This is a genomic window from Leucobacter iarius, assembly GCF_039530105.1.
In the GTDB taxonomy this organism is placed as follows: domain Bacteria; phylum Actinomycetota; class Actinomycetes; order Actinomycetales; family Microbacteriaceae; genus Leucobacter; species Leucobacter iarius.
Genome location: NZ_BAAAOB010000001.1, coordinates 671,858 through 693,407, shown reverse-complemented (window position 1 = coordinate 693,407; position 21,550 = coordinate 671,858). Strand labels below are relative to the sequence as shown.

The 21,550-nt window shown below is 71.7% G+C and carries 18 protein-coding genes and 1 tRNA gene; 2 read left to right on the top strand and 17 right to left on the bottom strand.

From position 1 onward, the window contains the following. The first annotated feature begins 3 nt into the window (after nucleotides 1-3). Both ABD169_RS03035 and ribH read left to right on the top strand, forming a co-directional pair. Nucleotides 4-1,281, top strand: a complete 1,278-nt coding sequence (locus tag ABD169_RS03035) for a bifunctional 3,4-dihydroxy-2-butanone-4-phosphate synthase/GTP cyclohydrolase II (protein WP_046453842.1) — start codon at nucleotides 4-6, stop codon at nucleotides 1,279-1,281. Then, the gene (gene ribH, locus ABD169_RS03030; RefSeq protein ID WP_046453843.1) at nucleotides 1,278-1,769 is read left to right on the top strand and encodes a 6,7-dimethyl-8-ribityllumazine synthase; all 492 of its coding nucleotides are present in this window, start codon (nucleotides 1,278-1,280) and stop codon (nucleotides 1,767-1,769) included. Before ABD169_RS03035 ends, ribH begins: the two co-directional genes overlap by 4 nt. Nucleotides 1,770-1,919: 150 nt before the next feature. Here ribH and ABD169_RS03025 read toward each other — a convergent pair whose 3' ends face one another. From ABD169_RS03025 to ABD169_RS02945, 17 genes are all read right to left on the bottom strand, one after another. Next, entirely contained in the window at nucleotides 1,920-2,471 is a 552-nt protein-coding gene (locus ABD169_RS03025) for a hypothetical protein (RefSeq protein ID WP_344029126.1), read from the bottom strand. After that, a complete protein-coding gene (locus tag ABD169_RS03020) occupies nucleotides 2,468-4,144 on the bottom strand; it encodes a polysaccharide deacetylase family protein (protein ID WP_344029122.1) in 1,677 nt (558 codons plus the stop codon). The genes ABD169_RS03025 and ABD169_RS03020 overlap by 4 nt, the downstream gene beginning before the upstream one ends. Before the next feature lie 214 nt (nucleotides 4,145-4,358). Further along, complete coding sequence (locus ABD169_RS03015; protein ID WP_344029119.1) at nucleotides 4,359-4,901, bottom strand: GNAT family N-acetyltransferase; 543 nt, start codon at nucleotides 4,899-4,901, stop codon at nucleotides 4,359-4,361. 94 nt (nucleotides 4,902-4,995) lie between these two features. Then, entirely contained in the window at nucleotides 4,996-5,568 is a 573-nt protein-coding gene (locus ABD169_RS03010) for a GntR family transcriptional regulator (protein ID WP_344029116.1), read from the bottom strand. A 281-nt stretch (nucleotides 5,569-5,849) separates the two neighbouring features. Then, complete coding sequence (locus ABD169_RS03005; RefSeq protein ID WP_344029113.1) at nucleotides 5,850-6,737, bottom strand: Ig-like domain-containing protein; 888 nt, start codon at nucleotides 6,735-6,737, stop codon at nucleotides 5,850-5,852. Between the two features lie 1,663 nt (nucleotides 6,738-8,400). Then, the gene (locus ABD169_RS03000; protein WP_344029110.1) at nucleotides 8,401-9,096 is read right to left on the bottom strand and encodes a GntR family transcriptional regulator; all 696 of its coding nucleotides are present in this window, start codon (nucleotides 9,094-9,096) and stop codon (nucleotides 8,401-8,403) included. A 32-nt stretch (nucleotides 9,097-9,128) separates the two neighbouring features. Next, nucleotides 9,129-10,592, bottom strand: a complete 1,464-nt coding sequence (locus ABD169_RS02995; protein WP_344029107.1) for a sodium:solute symporter family protein — start codon at nucleotides 10,590-10,592, stop codon at nucleotides 9,129-9,131. Beyond that, nucleotides 10,589-10,867 carry a hypothetical protein gene (locus tag ABD169_RS02990; protein WP_344029104.1) on the bottom strand — a complete coding sequence of 93 codons (279 nt, stop codon included), beginning with the start codon at nucleotides 10,865-10,867 and terminating at the stop codon, nucleotides 10,589-10,591. Before ABD169_RS02990 ends, ABD169_RS02995 begins: the two co-directional genes overlap by 4 nt. An 85-nt stretch (nucleotides 10,868-10,952) precedes the next feature. Continuing rightward, nucleotides 10,953-12,194: a M20 metallopeptidase family protein gene (locus tag ABD169_RS02985; protein WP_344029100.1), complete on the bottom strand. Its 1,242-nt coding sequence runs from the start codon at nucleotides 12,192-12,194 to the stop codon at nucleotides 10,953-10,955. 62 nt (nucleotides 12,195-12,256) lie between these two features. Continuing rightward, the gene (locus ABD169_RS02980; RefSeq protein WP_344029097.1) at nucleotides 12,257-13,783 is read right to left on the bottom strand and encodes an MFS transporter; all 1,527 of its coding nucleotides are present in this window, start codon (nucleotides 13,781-13,783) and stop codon (nucleotides 12,257-12,259) included. 455 nt (nucleotides 13,784-14,238) lie between these two features. Continuing rightward, nucleotides 14,239-14,310 (bottom strand) — tRNA-Thr (locus ABD169_RS02975). A gap of 924 nt (nucleotides 14,311-15,234) precedes the next feature. After that, entirely contained in the window at nucleotides 15,235-16,797 is a 1,563-nt protein-coding gene (locus ABD169_RS02970; RefSeq protein WP_344029094.1) for an alpha/beta hydrolase, read from the bottom strand. Next, a complete protein-coding gene (locus ABD169_RS02965; protein WP_344029091.1) occupies nucleotides 16,794-17,939 on the bottom strand; it encodes a DNA polymerase III subunit delta' in 1,146 nt (381 codons plus the stop codon). The genes ABD169_RS02970 and ABD169_RS02965 overlap by 4 nt, the downstream gene beginning before the upstream one ends. Before the next feature lie 95 nt (nucleotides 17,940-18,034). Then, nucleotides 18,035-18,751 carry a response regulator transcription factor gene (locus tag ABD169_RS02960; protein ID WP_344029088.1) on the bottom strand — a complete coding sequence of 239 codons (717 nt, stop codon included), beginning with the start codon at nucleotides 18,749-18,751 and terminating at the stop codon, nucleotides 18,035-18,037. Beyond that, the gene (locus ABD169_RS02955) at nucleotides 18,748-20,160 is read right to left on the bottom strand and encodes a sensor histidine kinase (RefSeq protein ID WP_344029085.1); all 1,413 of its coding nucleotides are present in this window, start codon (nucleotides 20,158-20,160) and stop codon (nucleotides 18,748-18,750) included. The genes ABD169_RS02960 and ABD169_RS02955 overlap by 4 nt, the downstream gene beginning before the upstream one ends. Nucleotides 20,161-20,302: 142 nt before the next feature. Next, the gene (locus ABD169_RS02950; RefSeq protein WP_344029083.1) at nucleotides 20,303-20,935 is read right to left on the bottom strand and encodes an IMPACT family protein; all 633 of its coding nucleotides are present in this window, start codon (nucleotides 20,933-20,935) and stop codon (nucleotides 20,303-20,305) included. 94 nt (nucleotides 20,936-21,029) lie between these two features. After that, nucleotides 21,030-21,413 (bottom strand): RNA-binding S4 domain-containing protein, encoded by a 384-nt coding sequence (locus tag ABD169_RS02945; RefSeq protein ID WP_344029080.1) that lies wholly within the window; start codon nucleotides 21,411-21,413, stop codon nucleotides 21,030-21,032. Between the last annotated feature and the right edge of the window lie 137 nt (nucleotides 21,414-21,550).

The following is a 21,550-nucleotide window of genomic DNA, read 5'->3' as shown; positions in this document are numbered from 1 at the left end:
GCAATGACCATCGCCAGCATCGAGACCGCGGTCGCCGCACTCCGCGAGGGTCGGCCCGTGATCGTGGCCGACAACGAGAACCGTGAGAACGAGGGCGACGTGATCCTGTCGGCCGAGCTCGCCACCCCCGAGTGGGTCGCGTGGTCGGTGCAGCACTCGTCGGGCCTGCTCTGCGCGCCCATGACCAACGCGATCGCCGACCAACTCGACCTCCCCATGATGGTGGAGCGCAACGAGGACGCCCGCGGCACCGCCTACACGGTCACGGTCGACGCGGCCGAGGGCATCACGACGGGGATCAGCGCGAGCGACCGGGCGACGACCCTGCGCGCGCTCGCGAACCCCGACGGCAAGCCGACCGACGTGAAGCGCCCCGGCCACGTGCTGCCGCTGCGCGCCGTCGACGGCGGCGTGCGCGCCCGTGACGGCCACACCGAGGCCTCGGTCGAGCTCATGCGCCTCGCGGGTCTGCGCGAGGTCGCCATGATCGGCGAGATCGTCGCGGAGGACGGCGAGATGATGCGCCTGCCCGGACTCATCGAGCTGGGCGAGCGCGAGAACGTGCCCGTCACCACCATCGAGCGCCTCATCGACTACCTGAACGAGCACGACCCGCAGGGCGCCCCCGCGGCCGAGCTCGAGCACCGCAGCGTCAGCCTGCGCGCCGACCCGCTCGTGCCGACCGAGCACGGCGAGTTCCGCATGCGCGCCTACCGCGACCGCCGCACCGGCGTCGACCACGTCGCGCTCATCGCCGCGGGCACCGCCCCCGCGCTGCCCGCCGAGGGCGCGCTCGTCCGCGTCCACTCCGAGTGCATCACGGGCGAGGCCTTCGGCTCGCTGAAGTGCGAGTGCGGCCCGCAGCTGCGCGCCGCCATGGACCTCGTGCACGAGACGGGCGGCATGGTCATCTACCTGCGCGGCCAGGAGGGGCGCGGGATCGGCCTCGCCAACAAGCTGCGCGCCTACCAGCTGCAGGAGCAGGGGGTCGACACGCTCGACGCCAACCTGCAGCTCGGGCTCCCCGCCGACGCCCGCGACTACACGGCGGCGGCCGAGATCATCGCCGACCTGGGGCTGCGCGGGATCCGCCTGCTCACCAACAACCCCGACAAGGTGTCGCAGCTCGAGCACCAGGGCGTCGACGTCGCCGAGCGCGTGCCGCTCGTCGTCGGGGTGAATGAGACCAACGCGGCCTACCTCGAGACCAAGCGGGATCGCATGGGCCACCAGCTGCCGGCATCGAACGTGCTGGCCGACACGAACGGAGCAACCGCATGAGCGGCGCAGGAGCCCCCGATCTGGCAGTGGACGCGACGGGCCTCCGGGTCGCGATCGTGGCGGGCAGCTGGCACGAGCAGGTGATGTCCGGGCTCGTCGCCGGGGCCGAGGCGACGCTCTCTGCGGCCGGCGCCTCGTTCGAGCTGATCCGCGTGGCCGGCGCCTTCGAGCTGCCGCTCATCGCGCAGGCGGCGTTGCGTCCCGCGTCGCAGGGCGGTGGCGGCTTCGACGCCGTCGTCGGGCTCGGTGTGATCATCCGCGGCGGCACCCCGCACTTCGAGTTCGTCGCGAACTCCGTCACCGACGGGCTCACGCGCGTGCAGCTCGACTCGGGCAAGCCCGTCGGCTTCGGCGTGCTCACCACCGACAGCGAGCAGCAGGCGATCGACCGCTCGGGCCTGCCCGGCTCCCCCGAGTCGAAGGGGCAGGAGGCCGCGGAGGCCGCCCTGCACTCCGCGGCGGCGCTGCGCGCGATCGCCTCGGCGTAGGGCGCGCCCGGGCTCGGGCTCGGGCTCGGGCTCGGGCTCGCGCGCGCCCGGGCTTCGTCGAGATGACCCCTTCGCGGGTTATGAGCGCTCATTACCCGCGAAGGGGTCATCTCGCGTGCATGCGCGGGCGCGCGTGCACGCGTGCGCGCGTCAGCCCAGGCGGATCGATTCGACCAGCGCGACGAGCGCCGGACGGTAGGACGCGAGGTCCCGCTTCGCCTGCTTCGCGTCGGGCTCCGACAGCTCCACGCCCAGCAGCACCGCATGGCGATCATCGCCGACCGCGGCACTGACGTTCTTGGCGGAGTCGACGTGCGCGACCACGAGCTTCGAGGCGAGCGTCTCGGTACGGATCTTGCCCAACCCCGACCCCTCGCCGAGCTCGGCTGCGAGCACCTCGGCGGGCTTGCCGCTCGGCGCGGGCGAGATGCGCACCGTGAGCCCGCGATCCGGCGAGACGAGCAGCAGTTCGTCGCTGCCGGCGCCGGTCACCTCCCACCCCGCGCCGGGCACGATCGTGGCCGTCTTCGGGTCCCCGATCGCCACAGTCCGCTTCCCGTCGGCGGCCTCGGCGGCGCCCGCGGTGCCGATCCCGGGCAGCAGCACGAGCAGCAGCAGTCCGACGGTGAGCAGGCTGCTGAGGATCCCTGCCGCGAGCATCGTGCGTCGTCGGCGAGCGAGCATCATCTCGTGCGGGTTCATCGTGCCGACACCCTTCCGACGGGCACCTTGCCGTCGAACAGCTGGCTCACGGTCGCGAGGGTGAAGCCGCGGTCGCGCAGCCCGTCGATCACGCGGCCGGCGGTCTTGACCGAGTCGGTGTGGGTATCGTGGAACAGCACGATCCCGCCCGGTTCGAGCACGGGCACGGAGCGCTGCACGAGCGCGTCGGGACCGGGCTCCTTCCAGTCGTTCGTGTCCACGCTCCACAGGATCGCGGGCCAGCCGACGGCGCGCAGCACCTTCTCGTTCACGGCTCCGTAGGGCGGCCGGTACATGGTCACCGGCGTGCCGCTCAGCTTCCCGATGATCGCGGCGGCGTCCTTCACCTGCGCGACGGCGGCCTCGGGCCTCAGCGTGGTGAGATCGGGGTGGTTCATTGTGTGGCTGGCGAGCTCGTGCCCCTCGGAGGCGGCCCGGCGCACCGTGTCCGGAGCGCCGCTCGCCGCGTTGCCGAGCATGAAGAATGTGGCGAGCGCCTGCTTGCTGCGCAGGGTGTCGAGCAGTTCGCCGGTGTGCTTCGCAGGGCCGTCGTCGTAGGTGACCGCGACGCAGGGCACCAGGTTGCAGTCGATGGGCGCGGTCCAGCTGCCGGCGGGCATGCCGACGAAGGGCTGCTCGGCGGCGGCGAGGCGCTGCTGCTCCGAGGGCGCGGCCCAGCCCGCCGCGGTCTTCGCGGGCACGTGCACGGGGGTCTGATCCTTCGTCGCGTCCGTGCCGAGGCCGGCGAGCTCGGGAGCGGCGATGCCGGGGGCGAAGGTGACGTCGAGGCCGCCGTCCTCCGCGGTCTCGGCGCCCTCGAGCGCGGCCGCGGCGAGCGCGAGCTGCGCTTTGCCCGGTGCCGCGACGGGCGCGTTCGAGAGGCCGCCGTGCCGGGTGCGCAGCGCACTGACGGTGTCGCGCCAGAGTTCGGCGGGCGCGACTTCGCGCCAGCGCGTGGCGTCGTCGGACACCTCGCCGGTCTTCACGTTGGCGTAGAGCGTGGTGGTGCGGTCAGCGGTGATCTTCGCCGTGGCGTCGGCGGGCTTCACGCCCTTCTTCGGCGCTTCGGCGGTGCCGGTGACGGTGCGGAACCGCACGCCGACGTAGGGGCCGAACGCGCCGAGCAGGCTGCAGGTGATCGCGGTGCCGGATCCTCCTGTGGGCCCGGTGGCCTTGTCGAGCAGCAGTTCGGCGGGGGTGCGCTCGGTGGATCCGTCGACGCAGCCGCGCGCGCCGAGGCCCGCTCCGACGGGGAACGCTTGCGGCGCGTAGGGCTTGCCCGTCGCGCGGATCGCCGTCCACAGCAGTTCGCTCACGCGGCCGTTGAACTTCGGCACTCCGGGCAGGAACACGTAGCGTGCCTGGATCGGCAGGGCGTCGTTGCGGATCCGTCCGCTGACGATCCCGATCTTCGCGGGGTCCGCGATCGCGGCACCGATGGTCTTGGCGTTCTTGGCGCTCTTACCGGCTTTGCCCGCGTCGGCGGCTTTCTGACCGTCGGCCGACTTCTGTCCTTTGCTCTTCACCGCGGCGAGCAGCGAGACACCGCCCGGGCCCTGGGCGGCCGGCGGCTTCCACGCGATGTCGGGTTCGCGCGCGCAGGCGGCGGTGCCGGCGATCAGCGCGGTCGCGAGCGCCAGTGCGAGACCGCGCCGCTGCCAGGTTGTTGCCACTCCGCGCCCTCCGCCGTACTGTCGGCGGGCTCGCCGCGACCGAATTCTCCTATTTCCGGCAGATTAGCAATTGCGCGATTGTTTTCGACATCCAGAACCCTGGAATTCTCCGATTGTTTCCGACTCGTGATGATCGGTGCGACCGCGCGGTGCGCGGCACCGATGCGGGGGCGCGCGACGTTGGAGGATCGGCCAATCGGCCGCGAAGGTCCGCTCAGCTTCCGGGGCGCGGCACCGTGCTCCGGTAGCCGACGGCCGTGCCCGTGAACCCGATGGTCTCGAGGGTCCGCCGGGCGTCGGTCCCGGTTGCGTCGACCACCGCCTCGACGAACCCCGCCCCCAGCTTCTGCGCGGCTTCGGACTGCGCCCATCGAAGCATCGCCCGCAGCCCGGAGTGCTCGTCACCGGCGCGGAACCCTCGAAGCAGCAGCACCGACGCTCCGCGGCGGGCGAAGCCCGGGATCAGGGTGAGCTGCATCATGGCGATCACCTCGAAGTCGGCGTTCTCCGCCACCACCAGTTCGTTGCCGGGGTCGAGCAGGATCCGGGTGAAACCGACGAGGTAGGGGTGCTCGGCGGCTTCTCGGCTCGCCTGAGGGCCGCTCGCCGACGCGGCCTCTTCGAAGCGGTTCGAGGCGACCTGGTCGGTGGCGAGCAGGCGCACCATGGTCGGGATGTCGTCGGCCTGGGCGCGGCGGATCGTGATGGGGGCACCGTCCGCGTCGAGGCGCACCGGATACAGCAGTCTGTGCAGCACCTCCTCATCGTCGCAGTCGCAGCGGGAGTGTGCGGGAGGTCCCCCCGATTCTGTCACCCTCGGGCGCACCCTGAGCGGACTCGGTCGGGGCGGTTCAACTCCCTGCTCCCCGAGCCGCTGCGGCGAACGCCGCCGCGAAGACCCGGTGCGCGTGATCGAAGTGGGTATCGAGGTGGTGCAGCATCGCGCGGAGGTCCGCGCGACCAGCGGCATCCGCGAAGCTCGCGCCCGACGGATGCTGGAGCCCGGACGTGCCCAGCGCGGCCGCTGCCTGCTGGAGGTGGGCGACCAGTTGGGCGGCGAAGCGCTGGAGGTAGGCGTTTCCGCTGCGCTCGATCACGGCCGCGTAGGGCGCGAGGAACCCCGGAAGCGGCGACGCCTCCGGTGACCCGTGAGCGTCGGTCGCCCGGTGGGCGAGGCGGACCGCGGTGACGATCAGGGATCGCAGCGCGTGCAGGGCGTGGGCCGTGCGCTCCGCCGTGACGGGGTGGACGGTAGTGCCGACACGGGGTCGAACGATCACGAGCCCCTCGTGTTCGAGGGCCTGCAACGCGGTGCGGATCGATGCCGCGGGGTAGCCGTAGAGTTCGGCGACCCGGCCCTCGCTGAGGTCGCTGCCCGGGGCGAGCGCGCCCGTGACGATCTCGCGGCGCAGGTGTTCGCGCACGAGTTCCTTCTGGGAGGGCTTCGACTGCGCGGGTCGCAGGTGCGCGGGTCGCGGATGCTCGCTCCGGGCGGCTGACGGACGGGACAACGGCGGACCTTTCTTCGGCGGGCGGGAGCGGAGGCGGGCCGGGGAGCGGGCGGGGCAGATACGCCTGCGGCCCGTGCACCGGAGGAGGAAGGCGCACGAGCCGCAGGCTGGAGGAGGTCGGAGGGGTGGTGGGTGACGTGGCCCGCCCTCCGGTGGGTGCTGGCCCGGGTGACGAGCCCGGGCCAGCGGCGGGCTTAGGCCGCGGCCTTCGCCTGCTGACGGCGGCGGATCAGCAGTCCGACGCCCGCAGCTCCGGCGAGCATGACACCCGCGAGGGATCCGGCCAGCATCGGGGTGTCGCCGCCCTCGAGCGTGACGACGAACTCGACCTCGGTGCTGCCGCCGTGGTTGTCGGTCACGGTGATCTTCTGCTCGCCCTCGCCCAGCTCGGGCAGGGTGATGGCCCAGTCGCCGTTCTCGTCGACGACGGTCTTGCCCAGCTCGGTGCCGTCCTGGTCGGTGATGGTGATCTCGGCGCCCGGCTCGCCGGTGCCCGACACGGTCGGGGTCTTCGAGTCGACGGTCGGCGTCGCGCCGTTCTCGGGGGCGGGGCTCGTGACGACGAGCTCGGCGAAGTCCGCCTCGGCGTCGACCACGAAGTCGACGGTCTTCGAGCCGCCGTGGGTGTCGGTCACGACGATCTGGTGGTTGCCGTCGGGCAGGGTGCCGATGCCGGTCGACCAGTTGCCGTTCTCGTCGGCGGTCGCGGTGCCGAGGGTGGTGCCGTTCTTGTCCTTCACGGTGACGGTCGCGCCCGGCTCGGCGGTACCCGAGACGGTCGGGGTGGCGGTGTCGACCACGGCGCCCGGCGTGGGGCCTGCAACGAGCAGTTCGTCGATCAGGTTGATCTCGAACGAGCCCTCGGCGGTCGACTTCTGCCCGTCCGCGTCCTGCTCGGCGACGATGGTGTGCTTGCCCTCAGCGAGGTCCTGCTCGGGAGTCAGCGACCACTTGCCGTCAGCGCCGACCGTGGTCGTGCCGAGGACGGTGTCGCCCTCCTTCACCGTGATGGTCGCACCCGGCTGGCCGGTGCCGGTGATGGTGGGCTTCGCAGCCGTGATCGTGCCTGACGGGCCCGTCACTGCGACCGCAACGATTTCCGAAATAATGGCCAAACGAAGGTGCTCCCTCCAGTTAACGTCATCAGCACGCACCAAATGATTACTCTTACCAGTATCGGTCACCCCGAAACCTCGAGAAGTAATCACTCCTTCAGAATTAATTACCCACTTTTGACTCGGATTACCCGAGTCGCACGATTTAATCTGAACGAATCCCTGATCCGTCGAAGCTTGAGTCAAGCATTCGCCCCTAGAGTTTTTAATGTGCCCACTCACACCAACCGGAGGGAATGAAAAAACTTCCGCCAAACCTGGAGCAGCTTCTTCAGCAAGCGCATTATTTCCTGCATTTAGAGCCGTGGCGCCGCCCAGCACAACAAATGATCCATCCGTCTTCCAGGAATTTCCATAGTACTGAGCCTTAGGCCCGGACTTTGTAGTAAATGGCCCCACCAGCCGCCCACTCCCCTCATCCGCACTCGCCGGTGCCGCCTGCGCCGCCACGAGGCCGCCGAGGGCGAGCGCGCCCGCCATACCGAACGTCGCGAGCTTGCCCGCGATCTTGCCGATCTTCGCCATTCATCCACTCCTTCTCTCGGTCGGCCGGACCTCGGATGGGCCGACCTTGGTTGAATGATTAGAAGATTAACATGTTAGCTGTCAACGGTACAAGGTTGGATGTTCCACGCCTTCGCCTCGACGCGCACCTCAGAGCCGGTTTCCACAGGTCAGGAGCCCTTTCGCGCCATCAGGATTCGCTCAGCTTCGTTGCCGACGCACGCCCGATCCGGGCATGCGGCCCCGGCGAACCCGCCCGAACCCCGTCCGCTCACCTGCCCGTCAGGCACGAAACCATCGCCGCCGGATCGGCCTCGATGCTCCGCGTGCGCACCCACCCGCGTCACCTCCGACACCGCACTCGAGCGCCCGACCGCGCAGCAGCCGGACGATGCGGCAGCCGAACCACGCGGCACCCCGAACTGCGCGGCACTCGCGAACCGCCCAGCACCGCACCCGAATACCGCCCGAGCTCACCCGGTCGCACCTGGACCTATCCCTCCAGCCCCACCCGCTCGTGCCCGGCCCCACCCGCTCGCTCATCACCCCGGTCGAGTGAACGCGCGTACATGAAAAGCCGCCGCATTTCATGTACACGCGTTCACTCGACGACGGAAACAGATGAGAACCGGCGCAGACACGCGCTACCGCGAGCTCGGATGCGGCGCCTTGGCCCAGGCACGTCATCGAGATTGCCGTTGCGCATGGAAGAGGCGCCTATTCCATGCACAACGGCAATCTCGACGCACGGTCGCCCACCGGCCGCCGAACCGCCGACGAAGCCGGGCCCAGCCCGATCCCCTGCACAGCCGCTCCCACACAGCCGCAGCCGCACAGGCACACGCATGCGGCACCGTCGCCGAACACACGCTGCACCGGCGTCGGACCCGACCGGCACCGAGCACGGAGCACCGGGCACGCTCAGCACCACCGACCTCAGCACCACCGATACCGACCGAGCGCTCTCAACCACCGCCGACCCAGCTTCGCCAATACCGGCAGAGCGCGCTCGACCAGCGCCGACCCCGGACCAACTCCGGACCGCCCTGGCTCAACCTCGGGCCGACCCCTGACAGGCCCCGGACCAACCCGCACCCGCCCCGAGCACCCGCTCGAGGGCCGCGCCCTACCCCCGGGACTCCGCCCACTGCGCCGGCGCCCATTCGGCGCTGGCCAGGGGCAAACGGTAGAGCTCGGCGAACGCCCGCTCTGCGGATTCGAGGTCGCCCTCGAGAACGGCGAAGCGCACCCGGGTCCAGCCCGAGGCCAGCAGATCCCAGTTCGGTGTGCGCAGGTCGCCGGCGATGCGGATGCGGAACACCAACGCCGGAACCGAGTTCCCTGCGATTCCGGCCACGATGGGGTTCGGGCAGTGCGCGATCACGTACTCCGCGAATCCGACGCCCATGACCGAGTAGTACTCGCGTGCGTCGCGACGCTCCACGGAGAGGAGGCCGGCTTCGATCAGACGCACCGTCTCGGCGCGCTCCGCCTCGGTGAACGCGGGGATCGCCAGCTGCAGCGCGCCGCCGACCAGCACCCCGAGCGCCTGGGTCGCGTACTCGATCTGCTCGGGGTCCGGAGTCACGACCGACGTGCTGCTCTGCGCCTGGATCTCGACGAAGCCCTCGGAGGCGAGCAGGTTGAGCGCCTCACGGATCGGCGAGCGGGAGATGCCGAGCCACTGCGTCAGCGCCTGGTCGTCGAGCTTCTCGCCCGGGGCGAAGGTGCCGTCGAGGATCGCGGCCTGGATCGCGTCGTGCGCCTCGTCCTTGAGCAGGCGGCGCTTCGCCACCGGGCGGCGCGTGGTCGGTGCCGGCATCCCTCCCCCTCTGACATGTTACAGGAATAGATCTAGCGTAGCCCGCTCGGCCGGGTTCCACCAACGTCCGAAGCGTCGAGGCCGGCGCCGTCCGCAGCTGCCGCCGACCCGACCGCTCGCGCACGGCGCACAGCCTCGGCTCCCAGCAGCACCAGCAGATTCGGGACGAGGCCGATCAGGCCGGCGTCCAGACTGCCGATGGGGATCCCGCCGAACGTGATCGCGATCACCGTCAGCGCTCCCGCCGCGATCCCCAGCCCGACCGGCCAGGCGCCCGCCCGCACCCGGCTCGCGAGCGCGATCGCGATCGCCGGCGCGAACTGCGTCGTGCAGCCGAAGGTGAGCAGCAGCAGCGCGCCGATGTCGGAGCGCACGAGCCCGAGCAGCAGCGCGAGCAGCACGACCGCCAGGATCGTGACGGCGTTGATCGCGGGCCGGCGGGCGTCCGGCACCTCCCGCAGCACGTTCCGACTGACGAGCGTCGAGATCCCCATGAGGATCCCGGCGGCCGGCACCATCGCGGCCGCGGCCCCGCCCACCGCGACCACGCCGAGCAGCCAGTCGGGCAGCAGCGCGGCGCTCGTGCGCAGGAGCACCGTGTTGTCCGGGGTACCCGGATCCAGCAGCAGCGCCCCGGCGAAACCGGCGGTGATCGGCACGAACAGCAGGAGCAGGTAGACCGGCTGCCAGATCGCCGTGCGGCGCAGGGCCGCCCCGTTCCTGGCGCCGAACACCATCGGCCAGAAGTGCGGCAGCGTGCAGAATCCCGAGCCGATCGACGTGACGACGGTGGCGCTGAGGAAGAAGACCGGATCGATGTCGCCGCCGCGCATGGTCAGCAGCGCGGGCGCCTCGCGCGCCACCCTGGCGAAGATCGCGGGGATCCCCGCGAAACCGATCGCGAGCCCCGCCGCGATCACGATCATCGCGACGACCATCAGCAGGTCCTTCACCACCGCCACCCGCGCGATCCCGCGCAGCCCCGACCAGATCACGAACAATGCGACCAGCAGGCTCGCAACCACCATGCTGAGCCCGCGCGCACGCTCGCTGCCCGTCGCGAGCTCGACGATCGTCCCCAGGCCGGTGACCTGCAGCTGCAGGTACGGGATCAGCGCGAGCGCCCCGAGGATCGCGACCAGGCGGCCGAGCCAAGGTGCGCGATACCGGGCCGCGAAGAAATCGGCGATGGTGAGCGCGCCGATCCGCGCGCCGAGCTCCCGGATCCGAGGGGCCGTGAAATAGAAGACGAGGTACGAGATGGTGAGATAGGCGACGGCGAACATCGCCCCCACTCCGCCGCCGAACGCGAGCCCCGCGAGCCCGAGGAAGGTGAAGGTGGTGAGTCCCTCGCCCGCCAGCAGGAACCACGAGACCCAGGCGGAATTGCGCCGCTCGCCCACCGCCCACCGCGCGAAGTTCCGCTGCCGCCCCGAGGCCACCCCGATCAGGCCCAGCGCGATGATCCCCGCGATCACCATCACCGAGACGGTCACGGTTCGCCCGCTCCGCGCTCGGACTCGCGTTCGGACCCCGCCGCCTCGCGCGCGTCGGCCTCATGCCCACCCGACCGCGCGTAGCGGGCCTCGACGAGGTGCAGGGCCGCAGCTGAGAGCAGCACCATGCCCGCCGCCCACACCATCGCGGCGGGCACGCCGAACACGAGCGTCGGCTCCGTCACGAACGGCAGGAACGGGGTGGCGAGGAACCCGAGCGTCGGCACCGCGACGATCGCCGCCCGGCCCGGGGTGAACAGCCTCGGTCGCTCCATCGCCGGCCCCCTCCGTCGCACGGTCTGCCCGTCGTCCACGGTGCGACCGTGCAGAAACTGTAGCGATCGGCGCCGACGAACACGATCAGGGTGACACGCGACCCCGCGCGTTGTCACCCGCGACGGTCGACCCCTCGGGCGACGCGAGCTTCCGCCACGCGAGCGTCGCGAGCGCGGCCGCCTGATCCCCCAGCACCGCGTCGTCGAAGACCACCCGCGGCGAGTGGTTGAACTCGGCCGCGGTGTGATCCGAATCGGCGGGGCTCGTGGCGAGCATGAGGAAGGTGCCCGGCACCTCGTCCAGCACGTACGAGAAATCCTCCGAGCCCATGCTGGGCGTCGGCATGCGCTGCACGCGCGGCTCGCCGAACGCCTCACCCAGCCAGGCCAGCGTCTCCTCGGTGGCCTCGGGATCGTTGAGCGTTACCGGGTACTGCTCGTCGAACACCGCCTCGGCGGTCAGCCCGTGCGCGGCCGCGATGTGCTCGGCGAGCCTCGGCGCCTCCTCGGCCACGCGCCTCCGCGACTCCGCCGACAGGGTGCGCACCGTCGCGCGCAGCGTCACCGTCTCGGGGATCACGTTGACCGCGTCGCTGCCCTCCAGCTGCGTCACCGACAGCACGATGGGGTCGAACACGTCGAAGCGCCGGGTCGCGAAGGTCTGCAGCGCGAGCACGATCTCAGCCGCGACAGGCACCGGATCCAGCACCTGGTGCGGCTGCGAGCCGTGCCCGCCCCTCCCGCGCACCGTGATCGTCAGCTCGTTCGACCCTGCCGCCGCCGCACCGACGCGGGTCGCGAACACCCCGAACGGGCCGGGTGCCACGTGGATCCCGTAGGCCGCGACGGGCTTCTGCCCCGAGGCGTCGAGCAGCCCCTCGTCGAGCATGATCTTCGCGCCGCCGTGCCCCTCCTCGCCGGGCTGGAACATGAACACGACGTCGCCGGCCAGCTCGTCCCGGTGCGCGGCGAGCAGACGGGCGGCGCCCACGAGGCCCGCCGTGTGCAGGTCGTGCCCGCAGGCGTGCATGTTGCCGTTGGCCGACGCGAAATCGAGCCCGGTCTGCTCGACCACCGGCAGCGCGTCCATGTCGCCGCGCAGCAGCACCGTCGGGCCGGGACGCCCGCCGCGCAGCACCGCGACGATCGAGCTCAGCCGCTCGCCGAGCGTGATCTCGAGTCCCAGCGGATCCAGCTCGCCCAGCACCCGCCGCTGCGTCTCGGGCAGCTGCAGCCCCAGCTCTGGGGTGCGGTGCAGCTCGCGGCGCAGGGCCTGCAGCTCGGGCAGGATCGCGGCGGCTTCGGCAGCGAACGCGGGAGTGGTCATGGAGGGCTCCTTCGATGGGGGGGGTGGAGGATCAGGGGGTCGGCGCGGGGCGCCGGCCGGAGTCAGCGGTCGGAGGTCGACCCGGATTCGGTGCTCGTGGGATCGGCGTCCGGGCGTCCGGCGCCCGCGGATGCAGCGTCCGTGCGCTCCGCGCCCGTGCGTTCCGCGCCCGCGCGCTCCGCCGGGGTCTCGCGCGGCACAAAGAGCAGGGCGGCGAAGCAGACCACGAACGCCGCTCCGCAGAAGATCCAGATGCCGAAGTAGCCCTCGATCCCCGCGAACTCCGTGCCCGCGACGAGCGCCGCACCCAGCATCGCCGCGAAGATCGCACCCGCGAGGGCTCCGCCGAGCGTGCGCAGCGAGTTGTAGACGCCCGCGGCGATCCCGGTGGCGTCCGTCGGCGCCAGCTCCGCGAGCCGGGCGGGCAGCGCCCCCAGCAGCAGGCCGTAACCGAGCCCCTGCACCACCGCAGCGATCAGGTAGCCGCCGAACGATCCGTGCAACGGGAGCACGAGGAAGTGGCCGACCGCCGCGAGGACCGAGCCGGTGAGCAGCACCGTACGGATCCCGATGCGCGCCGCCAGCACGCTGAACAGCGCCGCGCCGACGGTCGCGAGGATCGTGATCGTGCCGATCACGAGCGAGATCGTGCCGGCCGTCGCCTCGAAGCCGTACCCCTCGCGCTCCGGGCTCGACCCCATGAAGGTCGCGATCTGGGCCTGAGCGCCGAACATCACCATGCCGAAGCAGAGCGCCGCGAGATAGATGGGCCCGATGCGGCGGGACGCGACCAGCCGCACATCGACCGCGGGGGCGGGCGAGCGCAGCTCCCACAGCACCCAGCCGACGAACACGACGACCGCGAGCAGCAGCGGGATCAGCGCCGACGGAGCGAAGAAGCCGGCGTCCCCCGCGCCCCGCAGCCCGATGAGCACGGCGATCATGAACACCGCGATACCCGCGAAACCGACGAAGTCGACCTTCGTGGCGGTGCGCGCCGGCGACTCGGGGACGAGACGGAACACCACGAACGTCGAGATGAGCACCAGCACGACCGGCGCGAGCATCGTCAGCGTGATGTTCGGCGAGAACAGCGAGATGCCGCCCGCCGTGAACGTCCCGAGGATCGCCCCGCCCGTGAGGAACGTGATGAGCAGACCGATGGCCCGGCGTGCCGATTCGCCCGAGATGCGATTGTGCACGAGCGCGATCTCGAGCGGCAGCCACACCGCCAACGGCCCGACGAGCACCCGGGCGACCAGCACCACCGGGTAGCTCGGCACGAGCGCGGTGACGAGCGTGCCGATCAGCACCGACACCACCGCGATCCGCAGCAGCCGGCGGTGCCCGAAGAGGTCGCCCAGCTTCGACAGCAGCGGTACGCACACGGCCGCCGCGAGGCTCTGCACCGTGAGGAACCACGTGATGTCGGCGTCGCTCACCGCCAGGTGCGCGGCGAAGTCCTTCAGCAGCGGTGGATAGAAGCCCTGCGTGAACCCGCTCGCGAGCTCGCAGAAGATGAGGAAACCCACGACCTTGCGGGCGCGGGAACCGGCGATGGGCAGACCTTCGGTCTTGGGTGAGTTCACGGTGGATCGGTGCTCCTGCTCTGCGCGTCGCGCACGAGTGCGTGTGGATCGGACACCATCGCCCGTCCGAGGCGTCTTCGCCTACTGGGTCGGGTCTCGGGTCCTATCGAGAACCTACGGGAGCGCGCGCAGCCGTGGCTTCGCCCCGGGGCGGAATGTCACCCGCGCAGTCACCCTTCCGCGAATGTTCGTGCGCCTGTCGCCTCGTCCGGCGCCTGCCGCGGCCGGCGGCGTCGTCGTCGTTCAGAAGGAAATTCGTGTTCAGAAGGATGTTTCCCGGAAATATCTCCGTCTGAGCGCGAATCTCCTTCCGAAGGCAAAGGCCGAGGCCTGCCCCACGTCTGCCCCACGTGACCTGTTCCCCAACTCGAAACAGGGTCAATTCGAGCACCCCCGTAAACGCAAAAAGCGGGCCGGATCAGTAGTTTCCTACCGACCCGACCCGCTTGCGTCGGAGCCGCCTGTCGGATTTGAACCGACGACCTGTTCTTTACGAGGGAACTGCTCTACCCCTGAGCTAAGGCGGCGTGGCCGAGACTGGCTCAGCACACAGTCGATGATCCTATCACGGCGCGGACCGTCGACACCAACCGCGCGGGAGGGGCGAGCCCGGCGCAAGCGGTGGCGCGAGCCCGCAGGACGCGGCGAGCAGGGGGGTCGCCGTCGCGCCCTTCGACCCTCCGCACTCATCGAGAGGTCCCAAATCCTCCTTTTCTGGGCGTGGAAAGGAGGATTTGGGACCTCTCGATGGAGCCATCAGGCAGGTTCGCTTCGCCTTCGCGCGGATTCGGGCGGAGGCGCAGGCTCGGGCCCGGTCGCGGAGTGAGGCGGGGCAGGCAGACCCGACTTCCCGCGTCCCAGGAGCCCTGCGGACTCTTCAAGACCCAGCCCACCCCAGTCCAACCCACCCCTCCCCTCAGAGGCACGCGTTCGCGCACACGCAGATCATCGAGTGGCGCCAAAGCGGCCCTATTCGGCGCGGATAACCGTGGTTTGGCGCCACTCGAAGGAGGTTGCAGGCGCGAACGCAACACCAGAGGAAGGGAGGGAGGGAGGAAGGAAGGAAGGAAGGAAGGAAGGAAGGAAGGAAGGAAGGAAGGGAGGAAGGGAGGGAGGGATCGGGCGCGGCCCAGCGTCGGGCGCAGCGTCGGGCGCAGCCCCCGGCCCCGAACCCCGGCACTCAGCACCGAACGCACTCAGACTCGCGCGCGACCCACGGCCCACGGCCCGGAGCCAGGAGCCCGGAGCCCGGAGCTCAGAGCTCAGCGCCGAACTGCGGCACCCAGCGCCCAACCCCGAGTACTCAGCGCCGCGCGAACCCGCGGCCCGGAGTCCACCGCCCAGCACTCAGCACCGCAGGGCAGCACCCAGCACTTAGCACTCACCACCCAGCACCCAGCCACGCCACCGAGCAGCACCCGGCGCCGCCCGGCGCTCAGGAGCACAGCGGCTCAGGAGCACTGCGGGTCTGCGGACGGCACCCTGCCGCGCAGCAGGTAGTCGTCGACCGTGCGCGTGACGCACGCGTTGCCCGTGCCGTAGGCCGTGTGCCCCTCGCCCGTGAACGTGACGAGCGTGCCGCTCTCGAGCTGCTTCGCGAGCGACTGCGCCCAGCGGTAGGGCGTCGCCGGATCGCCCGTGGTGCCGACGACCATGATGGGAGCGGCCCCCGCGGCGCGCACCGCGCTGCGATCGCCGACGGGTTCGATCGGCCAGCCACCGCACGAGACCCCGCTGTAGCCCTGGTACTTGCCCATGGTGGGCGCGGCGGCGGCGAGCTCTGCGGCCTCGCGACGCATGGTCGCCGCGTCCTGATCGCGCGGGTAGTCGAGGCAGTTGATCGCCGAGAACGCGTCGGACGAGTTGCTCTGGTACTTGCCGTCGACACGGTCGTTGTAGAAGTCGGCGAGCTGCAGCGCGACCGTCGCGTCGCCCTTCGGTACCTGCGTGAACAGGTCGGTCAGATAGGGCCAGGAGTCCTGCGAGTACAGCGGCGTGATGATCGCCGTGATGAGCGTGCCGACCGTGACCCAGCGCCCGTCGGCCCCCTTGAGCGGCTTCTGGTCGATCTGCTGCAGCACCCGCCCGATCTGGCGCATGCCCGCGTCGACGCTGCCGGTGAACGGGCAGCCGCTCGTGCCGATGCAGTCGGCGACGTAGGCGCGCAGCGCCGACTCGAAGCCGAGGGTCTGCGCGTACACCACCTCGGAGAGACTCGCGGTCGGGTCCATGGCGCCGTCGAGCACCAGGCGCCCGACCTTCGCGGGGTAGCGGTCGGCGTAGCGGGCGCCGATGTAGGTGCCGTACGAGTAGCCGAGGTAGTTGAGCTTCGGGTCGCCGACGATGGCGCGCAGCATGTCGAGGTCCTGCACCGTGGATCCCGTGTCGACGTGGCCGAGCAGGGCGCCGGTGCGCTTCTGGCAGGCTTCGCCGTACTTGCGCACCTCTGCGTTCGCGGCCGCGATCCACTCGTCGCTGCCCTCGGGCAGATCGGCCTCGGGATCGAGGCCGTACAGCCGCTCGTCGGTCTCGCGGTCGGTGAGGCAGCGCACGGGCGAGGAGGCGCTGACGCCCCGCGGGTCCCAGCTCACGATGTCGTACTGCGCCCGCAGCGCCGCGGAGGTGGATCCCTGCAGGTTGCCCGTGACCTGGCCGACGCCCGAGGCGCCCGGGCCGCCCGGGTTCATGAAGAGGGTGCCGAGGCGGTCCGAGCCCGTGGCCCGGTGCTTGATGAGCCGCAGCGTGATGCGCTCGCCCTCGGGCTTCGCCCAGTCGAGCGGTGCGTACACGTCAGCGCACTCAAGTGCCTTGCCGCAGCTCTGCCACTTCGGCTGCTGCGCCCCGAAACCCTCGACGGTGCCCGCCGGCTTCGCGGGCAGCGGCAGGCTGCCAGAGCTCTGCTCGGGCTGCGCCTGCGCACCCAGACCGGACAGCAGCGAGCAGCCCGTGAGCGCGATCGCGCACGCGGCGGCGAGCAGGCCGGTCAGCGCGCGCCGCGCTCCCCCGCCCCTCATCGCAGATCCTCGATGTCGACGGCGATGCGCGCGAACAGCGCCTCGAGCACGAGGCCGGGCGTGACGCCGCGGGCCAGGCGGTCGCGGGCCTGCTCGATGCCGGCGACGACGCCGAGCGTGCGGGCGACGGACCAGCGCTCGGCGAGCTCGGCGATGGCGGGCGCGTGCTCGGCGTTGATGAGGTCGCTGCCCGACCCCATGCCGGCGAGCAGCACGTCGCGGTAGAGCGAGAGCAGGTCGGTGAGGATCCGGTCGATCCCGTCGCGGAGACCGCGCGTGGCCCGGCGCTTCTGGTCTTCTTCGAGGGCGCGCACCTGCGCGCGCAGCTGCGGCGGCACCGCGGCGCCGGGCGCCACGCCGAGGTTGCGGAGCGCCTCCTCGCGCTCGCGCTCGTCGAGCGACTCGGTGAGCGCCTTGGCGTCGGCGTCGGCGACCTTGAGCAGCGCGCCGGCCGCGCCCATGCCCTCGCCGAGGGTGGACACGCCGAGCGCGAGCTCGATGGTGCTGGTGCGTCGCGCGAGCGCCTCGGCGTCGGTGGCCAGGCGCCGCGCCATGCCGATGTGGCTCTGCGCGAGCCGCGCCGCGCGCTCCGCCGCCTCGAACGGGATCCCGTCGCGGGCCTGCAGCATGTGCGCCACCTGCTCGGGCTGCGGGGTGACGAGGCGCAGCGAACGCGCCCGGGACCGGATGGTGGGCAGCAGGTCGGCCTCGCTGGGTGCGCAGAGCACCCACACGGTGCGCTCCGGCGGTTCCTCCAGCGCCTTGAGCAGCACGTTGGAGGCGTGCTCACTCATGCGATCGGCGTCCTCGATGACGATGACCCGGAACCGGCCCTCGCTGGGCGAGTAGTAGGCGGTGGGGATCAGCTTGCGCACGTCTTCGATGGGGATGATGACCCGCTCGGTCGACAGCACCGCCACGTCGGGGTGGGTGCGCGCCGCGACCTGCGCGTAGACGTGGTCGCGGTCGGCCGGGTCGCGCGCGATGAGCGCCGCGGCGAAGCGCAGCGCGAGGTTGGACCGGCCCGAACCGGGCGGGCCCGTGATCAGCCAGGCGTGCGCCGGGACGACCTCGGGAGCCGCGGCGCGCTCGAGCACGCCCACGGCGGCCGGCTGACCCACGATCTCGTCCCAGAACTCCATGCCCATCAGGCTATCGCGGGGCACCGACATCGTCGCCGGGAGAACCCCCTGCGACCGGGCCGACGCGCGGCCCAGCGACTCAGTGTCTCAGTGGCTCAGACGCCGAGATCCTTCGCGAGGATCACCGCGTGCACCCGGTCGCGCAGCTCGAGCTTCGCGAGGATCCGCCCGACGTGGGTCTTGACCGTCGACTCCGACAGGAACAGCGCCCCGCCGATCTCGGCGTTGTTGCGGCCCTCGGCGATCAGCGCGAACACCTCGCGCTCGCGCTCGGTGAGCACGTCGAGCGCATCGGCGCGCACCGCGGCCGGAGCGCCCGGAGCGCCCGCCGCAGCACCGCCGCCACCCGAAGAACCGCCCCAGGGATCCGCCGCAGCGTCGTTCGACATGCGCTCGAGCAGCCGCTTGGTCACGCCCGGAGCCATCACGGCGTCGCCCGAGTGCACCCGGCGGATCGCGTCGGCGAGCTCGGTCGGGCGCGCGTCCTTGAGCAGGAACCCGCTCGCCCCCGCGCGTATCGCCGCCGCAGCATATTCGTCGAGGTCGAAGGTCGTGAGCACCAGCACGCGCACGCTCGGGAACTCCCGAACGATCGCGGCGGTCGCTTCGATGCCGTCCATGCCCGCCATGCGCACGTCCATGAGCACGACGTCGCAGGCGCCGCCCGAGGCCCGCAGCTCGGCGAGCGCCGCCCGCCCGTCGCCGGCCTCGCCGACCACCGTCATCTCGGGTTCGGCGAGCAGCACCAGCCGGAAACCCGTGCGGATCAGCTCCTGGTCGTCGACCAGCAGGATCCGGATCTCATCGCTCACGGAGCGCTCCCTTCGTTCCCCTCAACCGTATCCCGGTCGAGCGGCTGCGTCGCCCCCGGCTGCTGGATCACGAGCGGAGCGGTGTGCTGGCCGAGCCCAGCGGGCACCACGGCGCGCACGACCCAGCCTCCGCCATCGGCGGGGCCCGCCGAGAACTCCCCGCCGAACACGCGGACGCGCTCGGCGATCCCGCGCAGGCCGCGGCCGCTGCCGACGCCGCCGAGGCCCGGATCCGGAGCGGCGTTGCCCGACAGCCTCGGGCCGTTGCGCACCTCCACCGAAGTGGCGACCCGGTCGTGCGCGAGGGTCACGTCGACGGCGGCACCCCCGGCGTGCCGCAGCGCGTTCGTGAGGCTCTCCTGCACCACGCGGTAGACCGCGACCTCCTGGCCGCGATCCCCCGACGGCGTGCCCTTCTCGGACAGCCGAACGGTGAGCCCGGCGTCCCGGAAGCTCTGCACGAGCTCGGGGATCTCGGCGACGCCCGGCTGCGGGGCGCGCGCCGCGGGCCCGTCGTCGCCCTCCTGCAGCGCGCCGAGCAGTCGGCGCATCTCGCCGAGCGCCGTGCGCCCGGTCTCCGCGCTGCGGCGCATGGCGTCGCTCGCCGCCTCCGGAGCGACCTCGGCCGCGCGGGCCGCGCCCTCCGAGAGCGCGATCATCACCGAAACGGAATGCGCCACGATGTCGTGCATGTCCCGGGCGATCCGCGAGCGCTCCTCGGCCACCGCGAGCCGCGCGAGCTGATCGCGCTCCCGGGCGAGCTGGTGCGCCCGATCGATGATGGCGCGCAGGTAGCGGCGCCGGTTGCCCAGATTGATGCCGAGCATGAGCACGGCGAGTATCCCGAGCGAGACGATCAGGAACCCGGCGACGGTATCGGACTCGCGGTTGATCGTGCCCGAGATGAGCATCGGCAGCGCGGTCGGCAGCAGCGCGATCCCGTACGCGACCCAGCCGGCGCGCACGCTGCGGTAGACCGGCACCGCGTACAGCAGGAACATGAGCGCGACTACATTCCCCGCGAGCAATACGGTGTTGTCGCCGAAGCAGCAGAGGGCGACCGCGATGGTGCCGAGCAACGGGTACCGGCGCCGCAGGATCAGCGCCGCGCACACGACCACGGTCCGCACGAGCGACAGCAGCACCACGAGCGCGACGAGCGGCGGCTCGTGCGGCAGCACGGGCGTACCGGCGAGCGACGAGATCCAGCCGAGCAGCGCCAGGCTGCCGTTGCCGAACAGGTAGCTGCCCGCGATGAAGATGTCGACCGCGAGCGGGTGCGCCGCGAGCCAGCGGCGGATCACGCCCGGTTCGCGCGGCAGCTTCAACTCGGAGGCGGCGGCCCGCGGATCCGCGGCCGGCCGCGCGGGCGGCGGGTCCTGCGGGACGGGCTGGGGTGGGAAAGTCATGCGGCTCCGGGTCGATCGGTGTTCGTACTCAGCCTATGCAGCGTCGCTGTGCGGCGCATCGCACCGCGGTACCGTGCGCGTGGTCCCCCGGAGGTGCGACGGCCCCGGGCGCGACGGCCGCGACAGCCGGAACAGCGCGGGATCACCGCGGCAGATCGACGACGAGCGGCTCGCCGAGCACCGGCTCGAGCGCGCCCGAGCTCAGCTCGGCGACCGCCGCGCGCAGCGCCGGCAGCTGATCCTCCGCGGGCAGCAGGCGCAGCAGCACCCGCTCACCGTAGCCCGCCTCGCCGAGCGCGATCCCCAGGCGCCGCGCCTCCGCCTCGAGCTGCGGCGCGAGATCGTAGCCTGCCTCCACCTCGACCGGGAGGCGCACCGCGCGGGGCAGCCGCTCGGCCGCGGCCACGGCCTCGGCGACCGCCGCCCGGTAGGCGCGGGTCAGGCCTCCCGCGCCGAGCAGCACGCCCCCGAAATAGCGGGTGACCACCGCGACCACGTCGCTCAGCCCGGCCGAGACCAGCGCGTCGAGCATGGGGGCTCCGGCGGTGCCGCTCGGTTCGCCGTCGTCGTTCGAACGCCGCGTGCGGCCGTCGTGGCCGAGCACGAACGCGCTGCAGTGGTGCCGCGCCTTCGGATGGGCGGCGCGCGCCGCAGCGATGACCGCGCGCGCCGAATCCTCGTCGGCGACGCGCTCCAGACGGGTGAGGAAGCGGGACCGGGAGATCTCGATCTCGACGTCGACGGGACGCCGCACCGTATCTCGGACCTCGCTCATCCCCCTATTCTCCCGCGCGGGAGGGGGTTCGGGATCCTGCGACTCGTTCCTCGCGCAGGATGACCGGGCCGATTCGCGCAGGATGACCGGGAGATCACTCCGCGTCGTGCGCGTCGCCGCGGCCGCGCAGGCGGTCGATCTCGCGGCGGTCCCGCTTGGTCGGCCGGCCGGCGCCCCGATCCCGGATCACGGCGGAGGGGCGCTCGACACGGGGCGGCGCCGGCGGCGTCAGATCCTCGAACAGCAGCGCGGCCTCCGCCGCGCTGCCGCGACGCAGGGCGAGACCGACGACCCGGTAGATCTTCTCGAAACCGTGCAGGCGCACCCGCACCACGTCGCCGACCGAGACCTTCTGCGCGGCCTTCGCCGGTTCGTCGTTCACCCGCACGTGCCCGGCCCGGCACGCCGTCGTCGCCTGGCTGCGCGTCTTCGCGAGGCGCACGGCCCAGATCCAGCTGTCGATGCGCACGGACTCCATGCTGCGAGCGTACCGGTGCCGCAGCCGGACACCGCCGGAGACACCGCCGGAGACACCGGCGGAGACACCGGCGGAGACACCGGCGGAGACGACGCGGGAAACGACCGAGGGCGCGGCCGACGGATGGGGGTCCGTCG